19 protein-coding genes and 3 pseudogenes are annotated in these 21,948 nt (G+C 59.1%); 8 read left to right on the top strand and 14 right to left on the bottom strand.

The genetic code is table 11. From position 1 onward, the window contains the following. Positions 1-97 precede the first annotated feature (97 nt). The 4 genes from J0H39_22755 to dsbD form a co-directional block, all read right to left on the bottom strand. The gene (locus J0H39_22755) at positions 98-346 is read right to left on the bottom strand and encodes a hypothetical protein (protein MBN9499585.1); all 249 of its coding nucleotides are present in this window, start codon (positions 344-346) and stop codon (positions 98-100) included. A 47-nt stretch (positions 347-393) separates the two neighbouring features. Then, entirely contained in the window at positions 394-1,008 is a 615-nt protein-coding gene (locus J0H39_22750; GenBank protein ID MBN9499584.1) for a L,D-transpeptidase, read from the bottom strand. Between the two features lie 72 nt (positions 1,009-1,080). Further along, complete coding sequence (locus J0H39_22745; GenBank protein ID MBN9499583.1) at positions 1,081-1,719, bottom strand: DsbA family protein; 639 nt, start codon at positions 1,717-1,719, stop codon at positions 1,081-1,083. 27 nt (positions 1,720-1,746) lie between these two features. Further along, positions 1,747-3,573, bottom strand: coding sequence for a protein-disulfide reductase DsbD (dsbD, locus tag J0H39_22740; protein ID MBN9499582.1), 1,827 nt, complete (start codon positions 3,571-3,573; stop codon positions 1,747-1,749). Between the two features lie 101 nt (positions 3,574-3,674). Here dsbD and J0H39_22735 point away from each other — a divergent pair, with 101 nt between their 5' ends. Continuing rightward, entirely contained in the window at positions 3,675-4,340 is a 666-nt protein-coding gene (locus J0H39_22735) for a response regulator transcription factor (GenBank protein MBN9499581.1), read from the top strand. Then, the gene (locus J0H39_22730; protein MBN9499580.1) at positions 4,337-5,683 is read left to right on the top strand and encodes a sensor histidine kinase N-terminal domain-containing protein; all 1,347 of its coding nucleotides are present in this window, start codon (positions 4,337-4,339) and stop codon (positions 5,681-5,683) included. The genes J0H39_22735 and J0H39_22730 overlap by 4 nt, the downstream gene beginning before the upstream one ends. 862 nt (positions 5,684-6,545) lie before the next feature. Here the strand turns inward: J0H39_22730 and dmeF are convergent. Together dmeF and J0H39_22720 are read right to left on the bottom strand one after the other, a co-directional pair. Further along, positions 6,546-7,823: a CDF family Co(II)/Ni(II) efflux transporter DmeF gene (gene dmeF, locus J0H39_22725; GenBank protein ID MBN9499579.1), complete on the bottom strand. Its 1,278-nt coding sequence runs from the start codon at positions 7,821-7,823 to the stop codon at positions 6,546-6,548. A gap of 9 nt (positions 7,824-7,832) precedes the next feature. Then, positions 7,833-8,111: pseudogene (locus J0H39_22720) on the bottom strand (metal/formaldehyde-sensitive transcriptional repressor). A gap of 72 nt (positions 8,112-8,183) precedes the next feature. Between J0H39_22720 and J0H39_22715 the strand changes: the two are divergent. Genes J0H39_22715 through J0H39_22700 form a run of 4 tightly spaced genes read left to right on the top strand, consistent with a single transcriptional unit; the run spans position 8,184 to position 14,300 of the window. Then, positions 8,184-8,462: a metal-sensing transcriptional repressor gene (locus tag J0H39_22715; protein MBN9499578.1), complete on the top strand. Its 279-nt coding sequence runs from the start codon at positions 8,184-8,186 to the stop codon at positions 8,460-8,462. 37 nt (positions 8,463-8,499) lie between these two features. Then, the gene (locus J0H39_22710; GenBank protein MBN9499577.1) at positions 8,500-9,714 is read left to right on the top strand and encodes an efflux RND transporter periplasmic adaptor subunit; all 1,215 of its coding nucleotides are present in this window, start codon (positions 8,500-8,502) and stop codon (positions 9,712-9,714) included. A gap of 3 nt (positions 9,715-9,717) precedes the next feature. Continuing rightward, a complete protein-coding gene (locus J0H39_22705; protein ID MBN9499576.1) occupies positions 9,718-12,957 on the top strand; it encodes a CusA/CzcA family heavy metal efflux RND transporter in 3,240 nt (1,079 codons plus the stop codon). A gap of 17 nt (positions 12,958-12,974) precedes the next feature. Continuing rightward, the gene (locus J0H39_22700; protein MBN9499575.1) at positions 12,975-14,300 is read left to right on the top strand and encodes a cation transporter; all 1,326 of its coding nucleotides are present in this window, start codon (positions 12,975-12,977) and stop codon (positions 14,298-14,300) included. A gap of 290 nt (positions 14,301-14,590) precedes the next feature. Here the strand turns inward: J0H39_22700 and J0H39_22695 are convergent, their stop codons facing one another. Next, positions 14,591-14,959, bottom strand: coding sequence for a cytochrome c (locus J0H39_22695; GenBank protein ID MBN9499574.1), 369 nt, complete (start codon positions 14,957-14,959; stop codon positions 14,591-14,593). Here J0H39_22695 and tadA point away from each other — a divergent pair. Continuing rightward, positions 14,952-15,155 (top strand): annotated as a pseudogene (tadA, locus tag J0H39_22690) (Flp pilus assembly complex ATPase component TadA). The gene J0H39_22695 and the pseudogene tadA sit on opposite strands and share 8 nt — an antisense overlap. Next, positions 15,153-15,882, top strand: a pseudogene (locus J0H39_22685) (type IV secretory system conjugative DNA transfer family protein). Before tadA ends, J0H39_22685 begins: the two co-directional pseudogenes overlap by 3 nt. A 190-nt stretch (positions 15,883-16,072) precedes the next feature. Here J0H39_22685 and J0H39_22680 read toward each other — a convergent pair. From J0H39_22680 to J0H39_22650, 7 genes are all read right to left on the bottom strand, one after another. Beyond that, positions 16,073-17,053, bottom strand: a complete 981-nt coding sequence (locus J0H39_22680; protein MBN9499573.1) for a c-type cytochrome — start codon at positions 17,051-17,053, stop codon at positions 16,073-16,075. Beyond that, a complete protein-coding gene (locus J0H39_22675; GenBank protein MBN9499572.1) occupies positions 17,050-17,700 on the bottom strand; it encodes a c-type cytochrome in 651 nt (216 codons plus the stop codon). Before J0H39_22675 ends, J0H39_22680 begins: the two co-directional genes overlap by 4 nt. Before the next feature lie 159 nt (positions 17,701-17,859). Continuing rightward, on the bottom strand, positions 17,860-19,308 hold the full coding sequence (locus J0H39_22670; protein ID MBN9499571.1) for a 5'-nucleotidase C-terminal domain-containing protein: 1,449 nt from the start codon (positions 19,306-19,308) through the stop codon (positions 17,860-17,862). 10 nt (positions 19,309-19,318) lie between these two features. Then, on the bottom strand, positions 19,319-19,729 hold the full coding sequence (locus tag J0H39_22665; protein MBN9499570.1) for a DUF302 domain-containing protein: 411 nt from the start codon (positions 19,727-19,729) through the stop codon (positions 19,319-19,321). 188 nt (positions 19,730-19,917) lie between these two features. Beyond that, complete coding sequence (locus J0H39_22660; GenBank protein MBN9499569.1) at positions 19,918-20,403, bottom strand: DoxX family protein; 486 nt, start codon at positions 20,401-20,403, stop codon at positions 19,918-19,920. 220 nt (positions 20,404-20,623) lie between these two features. Then, positions 20,624-21,013, bottom strand: coding sequence for a rhodanese-like domain-containing protein (locus J0H39_22655; GenBank protein MBN9499568.1), 390 nt, complete (start codon positions 21,011-21,013; stop codon positions 20,624-20,626). Next, the gene (locus J0H39_22650) at positions 21,003-21,923 is read right to left on the bottom strand and encodes an MBL fold metallo-hydrolase (protein ID MBN9499567.1); all 921 of its coding nucleotides are present in this window, start codon (positions 21,921-21,923) and stop codon (positions 21,003-21,005) included. The genes J0H39_22655 and J0H39_22650 overlap by 11 nt, the downstream gene beginning before the upstream one ends. Positions 21,924-21,948 lie beyond the last annotated feature (25 nt).

Genomic DNA, 21,948 nt, shown 5'->3' with positions numbered 1-21,948 from the left:
GCCGATTAGCCAGGAATTCTTGGACTCGCACGCAGATCGCATCTCTCAACAACTCCGCATGCCTTGGGACTACGCGGGAGCCGGAATGGCCCGGTGGTCACCCGCTGGGTGGCGCCTTGATGAGGGGGGAATATTGGTTTGAGCCCGTTTCGTGGTCATGATGGTCCATGAGATCAAGGGCGATGCCGATGGACGCAACGACGTACGCCGTAACCCATACCCAGAGATTGCCCAGGACGAGCAAAGGCCTGAACATGCCAAGTCCCAGGCTTGCCGCCACGGCCATGGTCAGAATGAGCGGCGGCCACGGCACTGAATTTGGACTTTGATTTTCATCCACATTCATCCGGATTTCCTAGTTTGCTAACGGACTTGCGCCAGCATTCATGCGCATCACCGAACCACGACCTTCGAACCATCAGGCACGCGGCTATAAAGGTCTATGATGTCCTGGTTGACCATTCGAATGCAGCCCGACGAGACGGCTTTGCCGATGCTCGACGGCTCGGTCGTGCCGTGAATACGAAACAACGTGTCCTTGCCATTCTTGAAAAGATACAAGGCACGCGCGCCTAATGGATTTCGGGCACCCCCATCCATGCCCTTTTGCCAGGGTTTGTAGCGGGCGGGTTCGCGTTTGATCATGTCGCTGGTCGGTGTCCAGTGCGGCCATTTCTTTTTGTATTCGACCGTCGCGGTCCCGGTGAATTCCAGACCCGCTTTCCCGACGCCGACACCGTAGCGCAACGCTTTCCCATGTTCTTGCACCAGGTAAACGAAACGCTCATGCGGATCGACGACGATCGTTCCGACCGGCTCGCGGGTCGGAAAATCGACCACCTGCCGAAGATATTTGGGGTCGATGTCAGCGACATCGACGGCATCGACCTTATATGGCTCGTTGGTCGGCGCGGCGTAAGCCCGGGCAGCCATCGGATTCGCCTGAGTTGAGAATGCAACGGGAGCCGGCGTGGACGACGTTGTGGTACATCCAGCCAAAATCGCCATCCCGGCAAAAACCACAGCTGCGCTGCCGGCTCGTCGAAAGCGGGCAACGGAGTTCGTCTCAAACGGTGTCATTTATTTCATTGCCTGGCTACGCGCGTCGGCAACCGCACGCTTGAAACCGTCATAGGTCAGAGCTGACGTCACTTTGTAATGACCGATGAGATAAGCCGGCGTTCCCTGCAATCCCAGTGAGTCGGCCTGGGCAAGGTTGCGCCGGAGCAAGGCCGTGATCTCGTCACCGTGAGCCTTGAGATCCGCGTCGAGCTTGTCCATGTCGACACCCGATTTGCGAATCGCCGCGAGCATCTGGTCTTCAGGATTCTTGGTGCCGGAAATCGACATCAGCGCGGCATGAACCGCATCGTATTTGCCTTGATACTTTGCGGCCAGCGCCAACTGCGCGCCGTAGACGGACGCTTTGGTGAGGATTGGCCAGTCTTTGTAGACAAGGCGAATATGACCATCCTCTTTTACAACCTTCTCAAGGGCTGGCTCTGCCTTCTTGCAGAAGGGGCAATTGTAATCGAAGAATGTCACGACCGTCAGATCGCCTTTCGGATTTCCCGCAACGGGCGTCGCCGGATCATTTAGGATCGCCTCCGCAGACGTATCGGGATCCTGCGCGAACGCATTGGAAACGGCCATCGGCGTCAGCAGCGCCAACGACAGGATCGAGCGAATAGCAAAATTGTTTAGACGTGCGACGAGCATGATATCTCTCCTCAGTGAATTGACGTTTCAGGATGGTTGAAGCTGATTGAGCCGCTTCAGGAACGTGTCTGAATCGACGGGTCCGACGATTCTTGCAGCGGATATTTCCCTGCTGTCTCGCGCGTTCAGAAAAATAATTGTTGGGGGTCCGACAACGCCGAATCTCTTCATCAATGACCGGGTGTTTTCGTTGTAGTTGGTGGCGTCCGCACGGATCAGCGTGAAATCGCGCAAACGAGTTAAAACTGCCGCGTCTGAAAAGACGGTGCGATCCATGACCTTGCATTCGATGCACCAATCGGCCGAGAAATCGAGCACCACGGGCTTGCTGTCCTGGCGTGCTCTTGCAATCGCCTCATCGAGCGCCTGCGATGTGGTGACGGTTTCGAATTTGGCCGCATGAGCAGCGGTGAAAGGCGCGAATGCGGTAATTCCAGCGAGTTGTCCCAGCAAGCCGAACGAACCAGCGACGGCGGAAATCATCAGAAGCGCCCCGAAACCCAGCGATGTTATCCCTGTCACGACAGGCCACCTGCGCCATGCTTGCCCCCGGCTTCGCGCGCGAAGCTGCGGCACCGCCAGATAGACGCCGGCACCAGCGAGGCCCACGCCCCACAAAACCAAACCCATCCAGGTCGGAATAACGCGCGATATCACCCAGATCGCAACTCCGAGAAAAACGAAGCCGAATACGTGCTTCACCTGTGCCAGCCACGGACCGGACCGGGGCAGGATACTCGCGCCGAACGTGCCAAACGCCAGCAACGGCAAACCCATCCCGATGCCTAATGCGAACAGCGCCGACGCGCCACGCCAGGCGTTTCCGGTCTGAGCAACATAGACCAGCGCCGCCGCCAGTGGCGGCGTCACGCAAGGGCCTACGATCAATGCGGAGCCGAATCCCATCATCGCGGCCCCGCCAAGCGATCCGGCACGGCGGCTACCGGCGCCGACGATACGGCTCTGCCACGCTTGCGGAAGTTGCAGGTCGTAGAGACCGAACATGGAGAGCGCGAGCGCCACGAAAATTGCGCTCATCAGGCCGAGCGCGAGCGGCGTCTGTAGCGCAGCCTGCAGGTTCTGTCCGGACCAGGCGACGACCACTCCCAGAGATGCATAAGCAAGCGCCATCGCTACGACGTAGGCGCCTGACAGCACAAAGCCGCGTTGGGCCGTCAGCTTCTCGCCCGACTGCGCCAGCATCCCGGACAGGATCGGTATCATCGGAAATACGCAAGGCGTGAAGGCCAACAGCAAGCCAAACCCGACAAAGGCGGCAAGCATTGAAGTAAAACTTCCGCTAAGATCGGGCTTGTCCGGCTGTGTCCCTATTCCTTCGCCACGCGATTCGCTCGGCCGTCCCAAGGCCGGATCGGAAATCCAGTTGCTGCTCGACTGTGCCGCTGGCGCGGTCCGACCAGCCGGCTCGGCAACCGACAGCGTTTTCAAATCGATCGTTTTGGTCACCGGCGGATAGCAAATCCCCTGCTCGGCACACCCCTGAAAGGACACCACGACCTCGCTCCGGCCGGCCAGCGATTCCGCAGACACTGTGGCCTGCACCTGCCGGTGATAGATTTCCGTCTCTCCGAATGACGGGTCGTCTTTCATGGCTCCGGCAGGTGTACTTACTTCGACCGGGGCACCTTGCTGGCTCGTGACCTTGATCTTGTCGCGATAGAGGTAATTGCCTGGCGCTATCGCCCAGTTCAGGATCAAAGCACCGTGCGCGCCGTGCGCGACGTTTAGTTGAAAAACCTTGTCAGCCCCCGGCGGGCTCTGTGCTTGCGCGGATGCAGCCACGGAGGTGAACAGAAGAAAGCCGAAGAGTATCCGTAGACAGGCGTTTCGCATGACAATCCAAAAAAATAGGGTGGAGGCTGATTTCGCTGCCCTACCTTAAGGCAGCCTTAAGGCTCGCCTGCGACGTGCCGGTTTGGTGAAACGAGGACGTGATGCGAATTCTGGTTGTTGAGGATGATCCGATTCTGCTTGACGGTTTAAAAGCTGGCTTGAGCCTGGTGGGCGCCACCGTCGACGCGGTCACCTCGTGCGCGGACGGTCTGACCGCGCTGGCAACGGCATCATTTGATGCCGTTGTGCTGGACCTGATGCTGCCGGACGGTTCCGGACTCGATTTGCTGTCAAACATTCGCGCCGCGGGAAATACCACGCCCGTTCTTCTCCTGACCGCGCTTGACGAGGTCGCCGATCGGATCAAAGGGCTCGACGCTGGCGCCGACGATTACTTGGGAAAACCGTTCGATCTGGATGAACTGGCCGCGCGCGTGCGCGCCATCGTTCGGAGAAAAGCAGGCCGTGCCGCGCCGCATCTTGCGTACAACGGGATCACGCTTGATCCGGCGACACTCACCGCATCCGCGGCCGGAAAAACGATAAGCCTGTCTCGGCGCGAGTTTGCGCTTCTTTCCGCGTTAATGGAGCGGCCAGGAACGATCCGCTCGAAGAGCGATCTTGAAGAGCGACTGTACGGCTGGCAGGACGAGGTCGAAAGCAATGCCGTCGAAGTGCATATTCATAATCTTCGCAATAAAATTGGGCGCGATCTCATCGAGACCGTGCGTGGCATAGGATATCGAATGCGGGACGCCAGATCATGATTACCCGTTCCATGAGAGGTCGCCTCTTCATCGTACTAGCGGCCGCAACTGGGCTGATCTGGCTATGCGCAAGCGCATGGGTGTTTTTCCAGACCCGCAGCGAGGTCGAGCATGTGCTGGATACCCGGCTCCAGGAAGCGGCCCGCATGGTTAGCTCGCTGGCCATCAACGGCGCCGGGGTGGCATCAAGTACATCGCGACCCGGCGTGCAGCCGTTGCCCGAGGCTGCAAGCTACGAGCGACAGTTGTCGTGCCAGATCTGGTCGCTGGATGGTCGACTGGTTGCACGATCAAGCGGTGCACCCAACGACCGCCTCGGCAATGAGACGGATGGCTTCTCCGATCAGAACGTGGGCGGCGAGACATGGCGCGTCTATGCCATTTCCGATTCGGCCAAGGGTATCCGCGTGCTCGTCGGAGATCGGCTCGGACTGCGAGAGCGGCTTGTGAGCGACCTGATCAAAGGTCTGCTCTGGCCTGCGATGCTGATCGTTCCGTTGCTCGGATTTCTGATCTGGAACATTCTGGGACGGGGGCTGCGACCGCTTCAACTCATGGCGGCTGATTTGACGAATCGAAACGTCGACGACATGAGTCCCGTCGATGCAAGTCACGCACCTCCCGAGCTGGCTCCTCTCGCAAACTCCCTGAACAGCCTGTTTTCAAAGGTTGAAACTGCACGCCGCCATGAACGCGAGATAACAGCCTTTGCCGCTCATGAATTGCGCACGCCGCTTGCCGGATTAAAGACACAGGCGCAAGTCGCCATCGCAACGCTGGATCCTGAGGCGCGAGCAAGAGCACTTCGTCTCATTGTGATCTCGGTGGATCAAACCTCCAGACTGGTGCGTCAATTGCTGGCAGTCGCACGGATCGACGCACAGGATGACGTCCAACGGACCGATGACGTCAACCTCGGCCAAATTCTCGAGGAAATCATATCGACCGACCCCCTCGCCAACTCAGCCAAGGTCGTTTTGGATCCCGCACTTTACGAGATTGGTATCGCGACAAATCGCGATCTTCTGACGTTGGCACTGCGAAATCTTCATGAAAATGCAGTTCAGCATATCAATAACAACGGCAGCGTAGACTGGAGTGTTTCTTGCAGCAAAACTTGCGTCACAATTGTTGTCGATGACGACGGGCCCGGTATTCCTGACTCCGAACTGGGGCTTGTGACAACGCGGTTTTTTCGCGGCCGTCACAAAAGTCCTTACGGCAGCGGCTTGGGACTTTCGATCGTCCAGCTTGCGGCTGAAAAGCTTGACGCTTCGTTGGTCTTGAAGAACCAGAGCGATGGAAATGGTCTTCGCGTCACGCTGTCTCTGCCCAACGGATAGCAATCGCAGCATTTCTACCAGCCGGGATTGGTCACTCTGCGAAACGAGCGACCGCTCACTGATGCGACCGGCAAGATCCTGCTGACTGAATTTGCGTATGGCGGCAAGGTCATGCCGAGTGGCTTTATTAGGACCACAAGCACAGCGGCGGCGTATTCGGAATCTCTCACAAGGCGCGGAATTTTGTGAAGGCAAAACAGCCAAAAGCCTACGGACCGTTCCTGCTCCGTCTTTGAAACAAGAATTTGACGCCGACTACAACTCCCATCAAAGCCGCCATAACAAGTGCGTCCCTCCTAATGATAGCCCGAGAGAAGTGCCACTCGAAATGCGCGACGTAAGCAACGGCGTAGGCCAGTGCAGGCGCACTCGCCAGAGCTACAAACAAACTTATCAATTTGTGTGAATTGTCTGCCATATGCTACCTTAAATGTCGATGCCTGCTACGAACAAGCCGTCATAAGGTTTAATTTCAACTGTTATCCCGGAACGCTTATGGGTAGACTAACGGCGCAGCAATAACGCTGCGCCTACTTTCGCCCCGCCCACACGGCGGGGCTTTTTTTGGCTGCATCAAAAGGGCAATGATGCTGACCATTGCTGGGCCAAGCATTCTGGCCAGTGATTTCTGGTCAGGCATCTCGCACACCGGGCAAGTCGGCGACGGATGTTCACTGCATCGAGTGATTGTCATGCTGAATTGTTCTAACTTGGCGAGGTCGGCGCGTTGGTTTTGACACTGGCGAAGTGTGCGCAGGCATCGCTTTCACTTCCGTTCGCGCGAACCTCGACGAGGCGCCGCAACTATCCGCCGCGCACGATAGTGAAGCCTGATTCGTAGATCCTCATTGATCCCGTCGCACTAGCCTGCTGCGGCTTGATTGCTGACCTCGATTGTGAGGTGGGACAAATCGCCGAACTTGCTGAGGTTGCGGCGATAATATTCGGCACCGCGATGTTTCTCGGTCGCGACGGCGACGATTGCTCCGAGGTGCCCCGGTCCCAGCCGCCAGAGATGCAGGTCGGTCACCCGATCTCCATCGCTCTCGATCGTCTGCCTGACCTTTTCCGCCATGCGCGGATCCGGATTGCGGTCCAGCAGGATGCCGCCTGTGTCCCGCAACAGGCCGAACGACCAGTTTGCGATAACGAACGCGCCAATCAGACCGGCGAGCGGATCCATCCAGAGCCACCCAAAGGTGCGCGCGAGGAGAAGTCCGACAATCACCAGCACCGAAACCGCTGCATCGGCCGCGACGTGAACGATCGCGGCCCGCATATTGTTGTCACGATGATGGGCGCTCGCAGGCGCATCATGATCGTGTTCTTCGAAACTCTCTTCAAATTCCTTGAACTGATCGCCCTGCTTCAGGCGAACCTTGGCCACGAACTCATGAGGTTCCGGAATTTCGTCGATCGATTCCAGATATCCTCCACGATCCGCGAATGTGAATGTCTGTCTGCTGCCAGCAGGTCTTATAGTTTCAACGGTGACATGCGAGGCATGCAACTGCAAACCATCCGGAAGCTGCAATCGGAAACGCGGCGGCACGCCGTTTTCAAAAACCTCAAGTTCGATGACGCCGGCTCCTAGGTCGATCCGGCGGACATCCTCACCATGACCGTGTGGATGCTCGTGGCCATGTGAATGACCATGGCCATGACTGTGTCCGTGGTGACCGCCGGACAGCAGCCACGCACTTGCCAGGTTGACGCCAAGACCGAGCACGGCAATCGGAATAGCCTCGTTGAAACTGATGGCGACCGGGGACAGGAAACGCGATATCGCCTCATAACCGATCAGCAACGCGATCATCGCCAATATGATTGCGCTACTGTATCCGGCGAGATCCCCGAACTTTCCGGTGCCGAAGGTGAAATTCCTGTCGCCGGCATGTCGGCGCGCATATGTATAGGCCAACGCCGCCAACAGAAGCGCGCCGGCGTGCGTCGACATGTGCAGACCGTCGGCGATAAGAGCCAATGATCCGAACAGTGCGCCGCCGACGATCTCTGCGATCATCATGACGCCGCACAGCGCGATGACCGCCCAGGTCCGCCGCGCGGCCTTGTCGTGATCTTCTCCTAAAAATACGTGATTATGCGCGGCGAGAGGATCGAACGTTCGGTCGGCGTCCATGGCGTGTCCTTACTTCAGGTAGGTGTGAACGACTTCGATCAGTTGATCCGCCGCGTCCGAATTGAGCGCACCGGGGTTCTTCTGGGGGTCGACCAAATGGGTGCGGATATGATCCTAGACCACCTCGGCCATCAGCCCCGCGACACTCCCCCGGATGCCGGCGATCATGTGCATGATGCGTTCACACTCGGCTTCTTCGCTCAAGGCACGCTCGATGGCTTCGACTTGCCCGCGGATACGGCGGACGCGCGCAAGCAGCCTCTTCTTCTCTCGGATGGTATGGCTCATGCGACAATATAGCCGACCCCCCTATCCTTTTCAAGGATTGGCTTATCCCCCCGGGGAGGATATGTTCCGTGGATGGCAAAAATTCACGTTCACGAAACTCATTCCAATATCGTCAAGCGGCTCCGTCGCGCCGAGGGACATCTTCGCCGGGTCATCGGCATGTTCGACGAAGGTCGGTCATGCCTGGATCTGGCTCAGCAGCTTCACGCGGTCGAGAAGGCCGTCGGCGAGGCGAAGCGAACGCTGATCCATGACCACGTCGACCACTGCCTCGATCTCGCCGTGAGCGGACCCGGCAAATCGACAAGAACCGTCGTCGACGAGTTCAAAGCCATTTCCAAATATCTGTGACGGTGTCCGCGCTGGTCCACGTCGGAAGAGTATCATGATGAGTCGCTCGACGATCGTTGTGCTTGCGTTCGCGGCAGGAGCCGCGATTTTCGCGCTCGCGCCGGGGCTGTCGACGACCGTCCAACGGGCAGTCGGGATGGGACCGCAGACGAAGATAGCACTCTCGCCGAAGCCGTCGGCGCCTGAGCCGATCTCCGGCCTTCTTCCTATGAGTGATGAGCAGATCAAGCTCGCGCAGATCGATCTGGTCGATGTAGGACCGGCAGCAATCGCCAAGCGTCTCGTCGTTCCGGGTTCGGTTGTTCCCGACGCGGACCGGATCGCGCATGTCTCGGTCAAGCTGTCCGGGACGGTCGCGGAGCTGCGCAAGAATATCGGTGAAGATGTCGCAAAGGGCGAAGTAATCGCCGTCCTCGAGAGCCGCGAGGTCGCGGATGCCAAGAGTGAATATCTGGCAGCCGGACTTACAAACGATCTGCAACAGGATTTGTCCACGCGCGACAAGACACTCTGGGACAGCCGTGTAGGCACCGAACAGCAATACCTGCGGTCGCGCAACGCCGCGGCGCAAACCGAAATGCGGTTGAAAATCGCGCGGCAGAAACTACTCGCGCTGGGACTCGGCGAAGGGGAAATCACCGCGGTGCCCGGGGCTCCGGAAGCTTCGCTTCGACGCCAGGATGTACGCTCACCAATCTCCGGGCGTGTGGCCGAACGCAAGGTCGAGTTGGGAACGGCGGTCGGCCGGGACAGTCTGGAGACCGAATTGTTCGTCGTGGTCGACCTCAGCCGTGTCTGGGTGGAATTGTCTGTCGCCTCCTCCGACCTTCCTTCGATCAAGGAAGGCCAGCCGGTTCAAATTTCCGCGCGCGGTCTCACCGAGACAGCCATCGGCAAGGTCGTCTTCGTAAGCCCGCTGGTCGACAAGGATACGCGCACGGCGCGCGTCGTCGCCGAAATACAGAATCCCGACCGGATGTGGCGTCCGGGCTCGTTCGTCACGGCGGCGATCGCTCTCAACGAGCGGACCGTGCCCGTCGTGGTGCCGGCGACCGCAATTCAGAAGTTGGACGGCCAGCCGATCGTATTTGTCCGGACCAAAGGCGGTTTCGAGAAGCGCGACGTCGTGCTGGGCGAGAGGGAGGATCAATCCCTCGAGATCGTGTCCGGCCTGACGCCCGGCGAGTCCATCGCCGCGACGAATACGTTCCCGCTCAAGGCCGAGCTGTCGAAGCCGCGGGACGAGGACTGAGCGATGATCGAACGCATCATCGATTTTTCTGTTCGGCGCCGATGGCTCGTCTTGCTGATCACGCTGGCGGCAGTCGTGTCGGGCTTCTGGTCGCTGACCAAACTTCCGATCGATGCGGTTCCGGACGTCACCAACGTTCAGGTCCAGGTCAATGCAGTGGCCCCGGCGCTGACGCCGGTCGAAATCGAGAAGCAGGTCACCGTGGCACTGGAAACAGTGCTGGCCGGCACGCCCGGTTTGGAATCGACGCGGTCCTTTTCGCGAAACGGTTTTGCCCAGATCACGGCCGTGTTCGCCGACCGCACGAACATCTACTTCGCGCGCCAGCAGGTCTCGGAGCGTATCAACGAGGCCAAGGCCAATCTTCCGCCTGGCGTTGACATCAAGCTTGGGCCGATCTCGACGGGTTTGGGCGAGATCTACTGGTGGGCGGTCGAGTACGCCAAGCCTGGCGCAATTGTTCCGGTTCTCGACGGGCAGCCCGGATGGCAATCGGACGGAACCTACCTGACGCCCGAAGGTGAGCGCCTGACCGACGATTTTCAGCGGACGGTCTATCTGCGCACCGTGCAGGACTGGATCATCCGCCCGCAGATGAAGACCGTTCCGGGGGTGGCTGGCGCCGACGCCATCGGGGGATTCGTCAAGCAATTCCAGGTGCAGCCCGACCCGTCGCGGCTGATCAGCTTCGGACTGTCGCTTAACCAGCTAATCGCGGCCATCGAAGCAAATAACGTAAGCCGCGGCGCCAACTACATCGAGCAAAACGGCGAAGGGTACGTGGTCCGCGCCAGCGGGCGCGTCGAAAACATCGAGGACATCTCGCAAATCGTCGTGGCCACGCGGACCGGCGTCCCGGTCCGCGTCAAGGATGTCGCCGAGGTCGTGATTGGAAAGGAATTGCGGACCGGCAGTGCCAGCGTCAACGGCCGCGAGGTCGTCCTCGGAACGGCGCTCATGCTGATCGGCGGCAATAGCCGCACGGTTGCGGCTGCGGCCGATGCGAAGATCAAGCAGATCAGTCGCACCCTACCGCCCGGCATCTATGCCCACACCGTGCTCAACCGCACGCAATTGGTCGATGCCACGATCGAGACCGTCGCCACCAATCTGGCGGAAGGCGCTCTGCTCGTTATAGTCGTGCTGTTCCTCTTGTTGGGCAACCTGCGGGCCGCGGTAGTGACCGCGTGCGTCATTCCGGTCACCATGATGCTGACCGCAACTGGCATGCTGCAGGGCAGGATCAGCGCCAACCTTATGAGCCTGGGCGCGCTGGATTTCGGACTGATCGTGGACGGCGCGGTGATCATCGCAGAAAACAGTCTGCGCCACCTCGCCGAGCGTCAGCGCGAGTTCGGGCGAGCGCTGGCGTTGGACGAGCGGCTCCAGACCGTCAAGGAATCCGCCATCGAAATGATCCGGCCGACGGTCTACGGCCAACTCATCATCATTCTCGTCTACCTGCCGCTGCTGACGTTTACGGGCGTCGAGGGCAAGACGTTCGAGCCGATGGCGCTGACGGTCATCATCGCGCTCGTCGCGGCCTTCGTCGTCTCGCTGACGTTCGTCCCGGCCATGATTGCACTGGTCGTCACCACACCCGTGAACGAGCAAGAAAACGCCATCATCCGCACGCTGAAGGCCGGCTATGCGCCGCTGTTGACGCGGGTGATCGCGTCACCGCTCCCGGCGATCGGCGTTGCTTCGGTTTTGTTCATCGCGGCGGGTTTGCTGTTCACCAGGCTGGGACAGGAGTTTACGCCGACGCTGGATGAGAAGAACATCGTGATGGAGGTCAAGCGGATCCCGAGTACGTCGATAATCCAATCGCAGGCGATGCAACTCCAGATCGAGAGCGTCGTCAGCAAGTTTCCCGAGGTGGCGTTCGTATTCTCCCGCACCGGAACGCCGGACCTCGCCGCCGACCCGATGCCGCCGAACGCGTCCGACACCTACATCATCGTCAAGCCGCAGGCCGAGTGGCCGGATCCGTCGCTGACCAAGGACGATCTCATCAAGCAGATCGAAGCGGAAGCCTCGAAACTGCCGGGGAACAAACTCGGCTTCTCCCAGCCCATCGAAATGCGGTTCAATGAGCTGATCGCCGGCGTGCGCGAGGATCTGGCGGTCAAGGTGTTCGGCGATGATTTCGAGCAGATGCAGCGAACCGCGAGCAGCATCGCCAGTGTGCTGCGACACATCGACGGCGCCCAGAACGTCAAGGTGGAAGAGACCACCGGTCTTCCGTTCCTGGAGATCAAGATCGACAAAGCCGAAATCGCCCGCCGAGGACTGAGCCTGCTCGCGGTCCAGGATGTGATCGAGGCAGCGATCGGCGGCCGGGTCGCTGGACTGGTCTTCGAGGGGGATCGGCGTTTCCAGATCATCGTCCGGCTGAATGACGCGCTGCGCAACGACATCGCGGCGCTGGAAAACCTGCCGGTCCAACTGCCGCGACTGACTGCAAATGCCGCGGTGGCATCCGTCCCCCTTCGCGCTCTGGCGACATTCGAGCAAACCGAGGGCGCAAACCAGATCAGTCGTGAGAACGGCAAGCGGCGTGTCGTCGCGACGGCCGAAGTCCGTGGGCGGGATATCGGATCGTTGGTTGCCGAGGCGCAGGCGGTCGTCGGAGAGAAGGTCAAGCTGGCGCCCGGGACCTGGCTCTCCTGGGGTGGTCAATTCGAGAATTTCTCCATCGCCCGGCAGCGTCTGATGTTCGTGGTCCCCGGCTGTTTCCTCTTGATCTTCCTGCTGCTGTTCGGCGCCCTTGGCTCCGCACGCGACGCACTTCTGGTCTTCAGCGCGGTGCCCCTGGCGCTTACCGGCGGTATCGCTGCGCTGTGGCTGCGCGGCATGCCGTTTTCGATCTCGGCCGCCGTCGGCTTTATCGCACTTTCAGGCGTCGCCGTTTTGAACGGATTGGTGATGCTCAGCCAGATTCGAAGATTGGTTTCGGAAGGTGTCAGTACCGGCGCCGCCATCAGCCAAGGCGCTCTGACGCGCTTTCGTCCGGTCGTCATGACGGCATTGGTCGCATCGCTGGGTTTCGTGCCGATGGCTCTCGCGACGGGAACAGGGGCGGAAGTGCAGAAGCCGCTGGCGACCGTGGTGATCGGCGGCCTGCTGAGCGCGACGCTGCTGACCTTGTTGGTGTTGCCGGCGCTCTATTCCTACTTCGCATCTGCCGAAAGATCGGCAAAACCCACTAACGCGTTCATTCCGCGCCGTGCGGCCGAATAGAGATTGGGAGCCACGACATGTTGAAGGAAATTCAGGACTGGTTCGGTCTGTCGCCGCAGGAACAATCACTTGGTCTTGGTCACGGGCATGCCGGCGGCAAGGGTCACGGCCACACCCACGGCACGATAGATCCGACCATCGCGACGACGACGCGGGGCATCTGGGCCATCAAATGGTCGTTCGTCGTGTTGGCGATCACGTCCATCCTCCAGCTTGGAGTCGTCGCAATTTCTGGTAGCGTCGCGCTGCTCGCCGACACGATCCACAACGTCGGAGACGCGGTGACCGCAATTCCTCTCTGGATTGCCTTCATGTTGGCGCGCCGCAAGCCGAGCAAGACTTTTACCTATGGTCTGGGGCGCGTCGAGGATCTGGCGGGTGTGATCATTGTTGCGATCATCCTTTTCAGTGCCGTGTTCGCCGGCTATGAGGCGATCGACCGCCTGCTTCACCCGCAGCGTATCAATTTACTTGGCTGGGTGATGGCCGCCGGCATCATCGGATTCCTCGGAAATGAAGCGGTCGCAGTGTTCCGCATTCGGGTCGGCCGCGAGATCAACAGCGCCGCCCTTATCGCCGATGGCTACCATGCTCGCACCGATGGTTTCACAAGCCTTGCGGTTGTCCTGGGTGCGATCGGCGTATGGCTCGGATACCCATTGGCCGATCCAATTGTCGGTCTCCTCATCACCGTCGCCATCTTCGGCATCGTCTGGCAGTCGTCCAAGGCGGTGTTTGTCCGGATGCTCGACGGCGTCGATCCCGCAATCATCGACGAAATCAGGCACGCTGCCGTGCATGTCAAAGATGTCCGCCAGATTCTCGACGTCAAGGCACGCTGGATTGGGCATCGCTTGCTTGCCGACATCGGTGTTCAGGTCGCCCCTGACATGGCCGTGGCTGACGCCGACCGTTTGGCCGAAAGCCTCCGGCATGAGATGCTCGAACACATACCCGCGCTCAGCGTCGCTAACGTGCGTGTTTCCTCTCGAACCGGTGAAGACGCCGGGATTTCCGCCGGCCATCACGCTCCGGAGCCGTTCCAGGTTCGCAGCGAGTTGGCGGAGGGAAAGCTTGCAATCGCGGATACACCGGCGGGCGAGCGGATGCGACTCACGCTGAATCGTTTCGTCGACGAGCTGAGTGCGACCGTGATCATTGACCGCGCCGGACAGGCCGAGACGCTTGTGCTCTTCACCTCTTCGTCAAATCCTTCGATGCTCGAAAGCGCGTCGGCGCCCGCCGAGCCACATGAGTTTGACGCGCGGCTTATTTTGTCGGCGGACGGCAAAGAGGACATTCAGGAATTTCGTATGGAGGAGCCGGCGGGCCACGGTCATTGAAACTCCGAGCAGCCGCCCGCTATGCAACTTGGGTATCCGCCTAGCTAAGACGTCGGCTCAGGCCTCGCCATTCCGGTTGCTGAACCGAACGCCGAGTGTCGGGAATTCCGGACGGCGACGCCACCCAAGCGACGCGCCGGTTGCCGAGTGGTTGCGCACCGTGCAGCTAATCGCCCCTCCCCCGAAGGAAATCGTCGCGGCCTTCGGGATCCGGTGGCGCGGCGCCGATCTATTGTCGTCTTCCATCCACATCCTCCGCTTCCTCCGGCCGACCAACGCTCGCCTTCGGCTCAGTGCTTGTGTTCGCCCCTCTGCGCAGTCTGCATCCCGGCCCCGGCCTTCCCGCCTTTATCCGGTTTCTTATCGCCGCCCTTGTTCATCGACTCCATCTCTTCGTCCGGCGGTGCCCTCGCCACCATGTCCTTGTAGTGCTCTGCGGACAGGCCGGGCAGCTTGGTGACGAAAGCGACGATACTCCAGATGGCCGCATCATCGTGCCCGAGCCCCCAGGCCGGCATGCCACTCATCTTCAAGACATGCTTCGTGACCCAGAACGCCGTCTTTGGATCGATGCGCTGCTCCGTGAGATTCGGGGGCTTCAGGTAGAGGCCGGGCCGGATTTCAGAATCCGATTGCTCCGGCGCAAGATGGCAATTCATCCGCCTCGCCGTGATCAACCGCTATTCGATCCTGCTGTCGAGCGGGACGAGCTCGGGCAAGACCACGTTCGTGAATGCGATCCTCAAGGAAGTGCCGGTCGACGAGCGCATCATCACCATCGAGGATACGCGGGAGATCAACCCGGTCCAGAAGAACTACCTGCCGCTCATTGCCTTCAAGAGCGACCAAGGAGAGCGACAACATTTGCCGACATGGGTCGTCGACAGTTTCAATCAATATATCGCGCTCGAGCCGGAGACGCGCAACAGCGCCGTCTTCAATGTCAACATGGCGATGTCGCTCTGGAACAACGGGCTGATTTCAGCGGCAACGGAGACCTCAGACTTCGACATTCGCGAGCTACGCCGCCGGCCGATGACGATCTTCATCGGTTGCACCATCGCACAGTTATCGATCTTCCGACCGCTGATCCGCATCCTGTTTCAGCAGGTCCATGATCTGATGATGGTGAAGATCCCCCGCGAGGACGAGCCACACCAAGTGCTGCTGATGCTCGACGAGTTCTATCATGTCGGAAGGATGGACTCGCTGATCTCGAAGATCACGATCAGCGCCGGCTATGGCTTCCGCATGGCCATCATCATGCAGGACATTGCGCAGCTCGATGAGCTCTACGAACACGCGCATCACGACGGTGTCCGGTTCCCAGATCAAGCTGTTCATCCAGATCAACGACCTCGTGACGTCGGAGTTCGTGTCGGAGGTGCTGGGCGAGACAACGCAGGTCTACCAGACACCAATCCAGCGGCCCGGGCAGGGGATATTCGCGCCGCGCGTCTGGTCTCCCCACTACACGCCGCGGCCGCTGCGCAGCCCGCTCGAGCTGCGCGAGATGTCGGCACGGCGTTCAATCCTGCTGGTGAAAAACTCGCGATCGTTCGAACTGACCAAAATCCGACACTAGACGCCCACGCTGGCCGCAAAGAAGGACGACCGTCGCGCCGCCGTTGTCTCAACGGTGCGTCAAAACTCCTGTTATATTCATGGGAACGTCACGGCGCTTGGCACCGCGGGTCGCCATCCACGCCTGCGTGGAGCCGTGCGGCCACCGGGCGTTTCGAGAGGTCGTCAAGCTCAAGCGGTGCGTTGACTCACTCATTCTTTGCAGGTGCCCCGAGTGAGGAGCTCTGGCCAAGCACGACGCCATTCACCGATTGGCCATACATCGACATGGGTGAGTCGTGATACTTCTTGCGGGTTTCGGCAACCGAGCCCGAGAATCGCGGATCCTGAGGACGCTCCTGGCTATCGATAAAGGTCGCCACGTCCCAGGCTTCCTGATCGCTGAGCGTGTTGCCCTGGCTCAGCGGCATGTTCGCTTTGATAAAGCCGGCGGCATTCGTAATGGAGCTCATGCCGGCTCCCCAGTTGTACGAGCGCGCTCCCCATAGGGGCGGAAACACCACCGTGCCGTCGGACGAGTTTTGTCCCTGCCCCGTAACTCCATGGCAGACAGCGCATTTTTGCACATAGACCTGCTCCCCGTGACCATAGTCGAGCTTGGCAGGCTTCGGTAGTTTCGGATAACCGCGACCGGGCAAATCGACGCCGGTCGGCGCACCCTTCGCCAGGAAATAGGCATAGGTTTCGATGGCGACGAGAACGTTGTCGCCCAAGGGGGGCGCCTTCCCGTTCATGCTATAACGAAAGCAGCCCTGTACTCGCTGCTGAAATGTGTTCACATGACCGTTCTTGTCGCGGTACGCCGGATAGGCGACGTATGCGGCCCAGAGAGGCGCGGAGTTCGCGAGCCGGCCTCTGTCGATATGGCAGTTCGCGCACTGAAGCGCGTTACCGACGAATTCCTTGGCATTGTTCTGAGTATCATGGAAAATATCCGAGCCGAGCCTGACCATTTTGCCGAAATCGTCGTCGGGTATTTCGTCGTCGCGCGGAGGCGTGAAGACCTGCTTCGCCTGCGCGCCCTTGTCAGTCGCATTTGTGTCCTTCGTTGATGTCCCCGCGGTCTTCGGGTTTTCTGGCCGCGGAAGCGAATAGCCGACAAATCCGGCCAGCCCGAGAAAGAGCAAGCCCGCTGCCCAGGTTTGCGGGTTGGGTCGGCTTTCGCTCATGGCTTCGTTCCTTTCTGCCCTGCAGATGCCGAAGCGACTACTGGCAGGCTGGCATAGTATGCGCCGACCGCGGCCATCTGCGCTTCATCGAGCTTGCTCGCGATCCCCGTCATCAAATTCAACGGATCGTTGCCGCGCTTTCCTTCCTTCCACGCTTTCAGCTCTTTTACGATATATTCGGCGGATTGGGCGGCCAGCTTCGGAAACGAATCACCAGCACCTTGTCCGGCCCGGCCGTGACATTGCCCACAGCCCGGCAAGCCCTTGGACCAATCTCCTCGCAGCGCGAGAGCAGCACCTATGGCGAGGGTCTTGTCATCCGGCTTTTTCGGCTCCTGCACTTTGGGGGCCGACAATACGCCGTAAAAGGACGCCACCGCTCCGCGCTCGTCCGCGCCAAGCGCCTTGGCGATGGGGTGCATGGTTTCACTTTCGCGTTTTCTGTCGGCAAAATCGTTGAGCTGGCGCAGAAGATATCCGCTATCAAGTCCGGCAAGCCTCGGATAAGCGGCATCGAGCCGCCCCTCGCCTTGATTGCCATGGCAGGCGGAACAGGCAGGCGCCCCCTTATCGTTGCCATTCGCTGCTATGCCGCTGCCGTCCGCCGCAATCGCGGTCGCGATGAACAGTCTTGCCAGCAAGATCATGAAACAGCCAGCCGAGACTAGCGCGAGAAGGTTGACAGACGTCGTCGACCGAGCAGGCAAGTTCTCGGGAGCTTCCGCGCGTTCCGCTGCCCTTTGATCCCCGGATGGTGGTAGCGACTGGAATGCCAAAATGTATGTCCCGTAAGTCCTGCGATTTCATCACACAGGAATAAACCGCCCCAGACCCTCGTTCGGATGAGTTGATTGCCTCCGAAAATAGTCTTGTAGTGCATTGATCGCCTTGACCGGCAAGTCTTGCCGATTCCGACCAAATTTCTGAGGCACACCTTGGGCGGTCACGAAGGCTGCTTTGTAGCTGTGGTCCGCCGCTAGGGCCGCGTCTACCGTAAAGATGTGCTCGATTCGATGGCCCGGAGGATTTTCAAGCTTGCCGTAGATGGTCAATCCCCTGAAGCGCTTGAGGTAGCCGCCCATCTGCCCGAAAGGATCGGCTGAAAATGTCCGCTCTAGGCTCTCCTCCATCATCTCTTGGATTTCCACGCCGGTAAGGTCTACGGTCGAGATCGGCGGATTGCTCGGAATGATATTCCAGAGATCGTTCATGGTAACCGGGCCTGGTGGGACCGGTGCACCATATCGCCAACCATTTGAAAATGCGATATCCGTTCCCCCGGCTTTCGCAGCGGCCGCAAGGAGCACATCGTCCATCGACGCGGAAAGGATCGTGTCGCGGTGCAATCCGATAGGTGTATTGCCGACAATCTCTGCCAACATGGCGCGATGGGGACTCATTACTTCGTCAACAAGGCGCTGCATCACCGGGTCCGGCTCTATAGCATCGCTGACGGAAATAAGCTGATGCTGTACATCAGAAATCCTTCCGTCGGTTACGTTCAGGTCCAGCCGTCCAACAAAGGATCCATGGCAACCGGACTGAATGATGAGTGTGTTCCCGATCCGGGCGGGGCGTTCGAGCCGGTTGTGCGTGTGACCGCTGACGAGGATGTCGATGCCCTTAACGGAGGCCGCGAGTTTGACATCTTGAGGAAAACCCAAATGCGACAATACGACAATCAGGTCGACTCTCTCGGCGCACTTTAGCCGATTGATCTCTGCAGGTAGCTCATCTAGACCCAAGGTGAAGCGGAGGCCCTCGCTGAAATGTGGCGGCATGCTTTTGTCAAGGATTGTGGCTGCGATTCCGATCACGCCGACGCGCAGTCCGGCGCACTCGAGAGCCACGGATGCGGGAAAAGCTCGATCACCGGTCGCCTTGTCGTAGCAGTTGATGGCGAGCATCGGGTGGTCAAGCCGATCGACCACCTTGCGGAAGTGCGCGGGGCCCCAGGCAAACTCCCAATGCGCCGTCATAGCGTCGAGTTTCAGCGCGTTGACGAGCGGGATCAAAGCTTCACCGCGACTTACGGCGGCGGGGTATGTCCCATGAAACGTATCACCATTGTCGAGAACCAAGACATTGCCAGGATTTTCACGACGCGCGGAATTTAACAGCGAAGCGATTCGCGCGTATCCTCCGAGCGTGGGGTAAGACGCTTTGCTTCCGCTCCAGACAAGCTCTGGATGGGGTTCCAGGTAGCCATGTGTGTCGTTGATCTGAATAACTGTCAGATTGCAGGATTGTGTCATTCGACCTCCGCTACGCTGGCGGAGCTTGCTTGGCTCCAATGTCTGCAATTACTTCCTGCAGCGCAGCGCGGACGCTTGCTGCAATTCCAGCGAGCTTGGGGTTCTCGATTGCTTGCATAGACGCTACCGGATCCACAGCTGAAATTTCAGTACGACCCGAATCACGCTCTTGCAGGACAACATTGCAAGGAAGCATGGTGCCTATTTTATCCTCAGCCTGGAGCGCTTGGTACGCCATTTTTGGGTTGCAAGCGCCTAGGATACGGTAAGGATGAAAGTCCACATCCAGCTTCTTCTTTAATGTTTGCTGCACATCAATCTCGGTGAGCACACCAAAACCATGTTTCTTCAAGGCTTCGGTAGTCGCAGAAACGGCGGCTTCCATCGGCAAATCGACAGTCTTAGAAAAATGGTAGCTCATGAGCGTTTCTCCAGGCGCGGTAAAATATGCGGGGTTAGCTTCGCTGTTAACGCCGTTCGACAGCTAAGGTTCACTGACATCGCGAATGGCTCGGGTCGAACGACAGCACGCCTACCACTAGCCGCGTTCAGTCGGCGGCAGCAGCACCGGCCGTCGCGGTGACTCCAGCCGCGACCGAGAGCTATTTCCTAGCTCGCCTTCGCACGATTCGTAGCACTCCCGTCCACAGTAGGTTCAACGGCTAAAGCTAACGCGCGGTCGATTGCAATCGCACCCGATCCGTTAAAGGCGAAATGAATCAACGCGCCAAGGATAGCTATATTCGTGAACAACGGCCCGGCGTGGCCGGGAGCCACGTGCAGCGTAATCGTAATCGGCACCAGAGTCATGAAAAGCGCGACGGACGACAGCCGGGTCATAAAACCGATAGCAAGCGCGACCCCGGCCGGAACGAAAATAGCTCCGGAAACCCAGAGCAAAACAGATGGATTGCCGATCGTGTTGATTGTATTTGCCCACGGCGATTCAGCTATCCGCTCAAGCATCTGACGATGCTCCACGAAATGTCCGAGCCCGCCAACGATGAAAATGAGGCTGAGGCAACCGCGAAAAATGAGGTCCGAGAAGCTTGAGTTTGTTTTCGAGAACCGCTGTAATTGCGCAATAAATGTCACTCTTCAATCTTTGAGATGAACGGCCCAGGCGCACGCCAATTAACGCTCTCGTTTATCGGCCAGAGGACAGGTACTTGGCGAGCGCTGCACCTGCCAACACCAGCACCACGATGACGACAATCCATGTGAGGCCCATGCCAAACATCATTCCTCCGCCTGCACCGTCCATCATTGTCTTGGGTCCTTCTGTTTAGATTGCACTAGTACGTCACGATCCGACTCACGCCGCGCTTTCGGTTTCGCCGCCCGCCTTTTGCATCGCCGGGAATCCACCGGCTACATGCGAGACGTTGGCGATACCGATGCTCTTGAGCGTCTTCGCAGCCAGCGCTGATCGGTTGCCGGAAGCACAATAGAGCACCAGCCGCTTGCCGCTGCTCAACGGCTTGACATGGGTTGGGCTGTTGGGGTCGGCATGGAATTCTAGGAATCCGCGTGAGGCATGCACCGATCCCTTGAGAACGCCAGTCTTGCGTCGCTCGTTGGTTTCCCGGACATCGACGAATACCACATTCGGGTCGTCCATCAGTTTCACGGCGGCGTCCGCCGAAAGCGTCTCGACCTCCGCCGTGGCCTCGGCGACGAGTTCTTTTGCGCTCTTAATGTTCATGGAGGTCTCCTTCATTCCAGGGCGCGCTTTCGAGCGCCCCAAGGGGGATTTTGAGATAACGCCGGCCGTTCGACTCTGGATCGGGCAGCCGACCGCCTCGAATGTTCACTTGCAGGGATTGCAATATCAGTTTCGGCATAGGCAGTTTCTTGTCACGAGTCTGCCGAAGCGCCACGAACTCAGCTTCGGTCTTCGCCTCTCTAAGATGAATGTTTTCGGATTTCTGCTGTCCCACCGTACTTTCCCAGGCGGGCTGGCGCCCGCCTGGCATGTAGTCGTGTCCGGTGAAAACCTTGGTGTCCTCTGGCAACGCAAGAATCCTATGGATACTTCTCCAAAGTGCGTGCGCATCCCCACCCGGAAAATCGGCGCGTGCCGTTCCGAAGTCTGGTTGGAACAGGGTGTCATGAACGAAGATTGCATCTCCGACACCGTAGGCGATCGAGGCAAGCGTATGCCCCGGCGTAAACATCACCTCGACATCACAACTGCCGATTTTGAACCGCTCGCCGTCGACGAACAGCTTGTCCCATTGCGAGCCGTCGGTCGGGAAGGTGTCGGAGTAATTGTAGATTTCTTTCCAGAGCTTCTGCACTTCGACGACCTTTTCGCCGATCGCGGTCTGGACGCCCGTTTTGCCCCTGAGATAGGCCGCTGCCGAGAAATGGTCGGCATGCGGATGCGTGTCGAGAATCCATTCGAGCGTGTAGCCCTCGTTCCGCACATGATCGAGTAGCTCATCGGTCGACCACGTAGCTGTTGAACCGGACTTTTCATCAAAATCGAGAACAGGGTCGATGATGGCGCAGTGCCGGGTCTCGGGATCCGCGACAACATACTGCACACTGAAGGTGCGTTTGTCGAAGAACCCCTTGACGATTGGACGCCCCTGCAACGCTGACTTCACCATGCAACCGTCCTTTCCTGGAGATAAG

This window comes from Alphaproteobacteria bacterium, from assembly GCA_017308135.1.
GTDB lineage: Bacteria > Pseudomonadota > Alphaproteobacteria > CACIAM-22H2 > CACIAM-22H2 > Tagaea.
The sequence above is the reverse complement of the archived record's forward strand: the minus strand, read 5'-3'. Positions and strand labels throughout refer to the sequence as shown.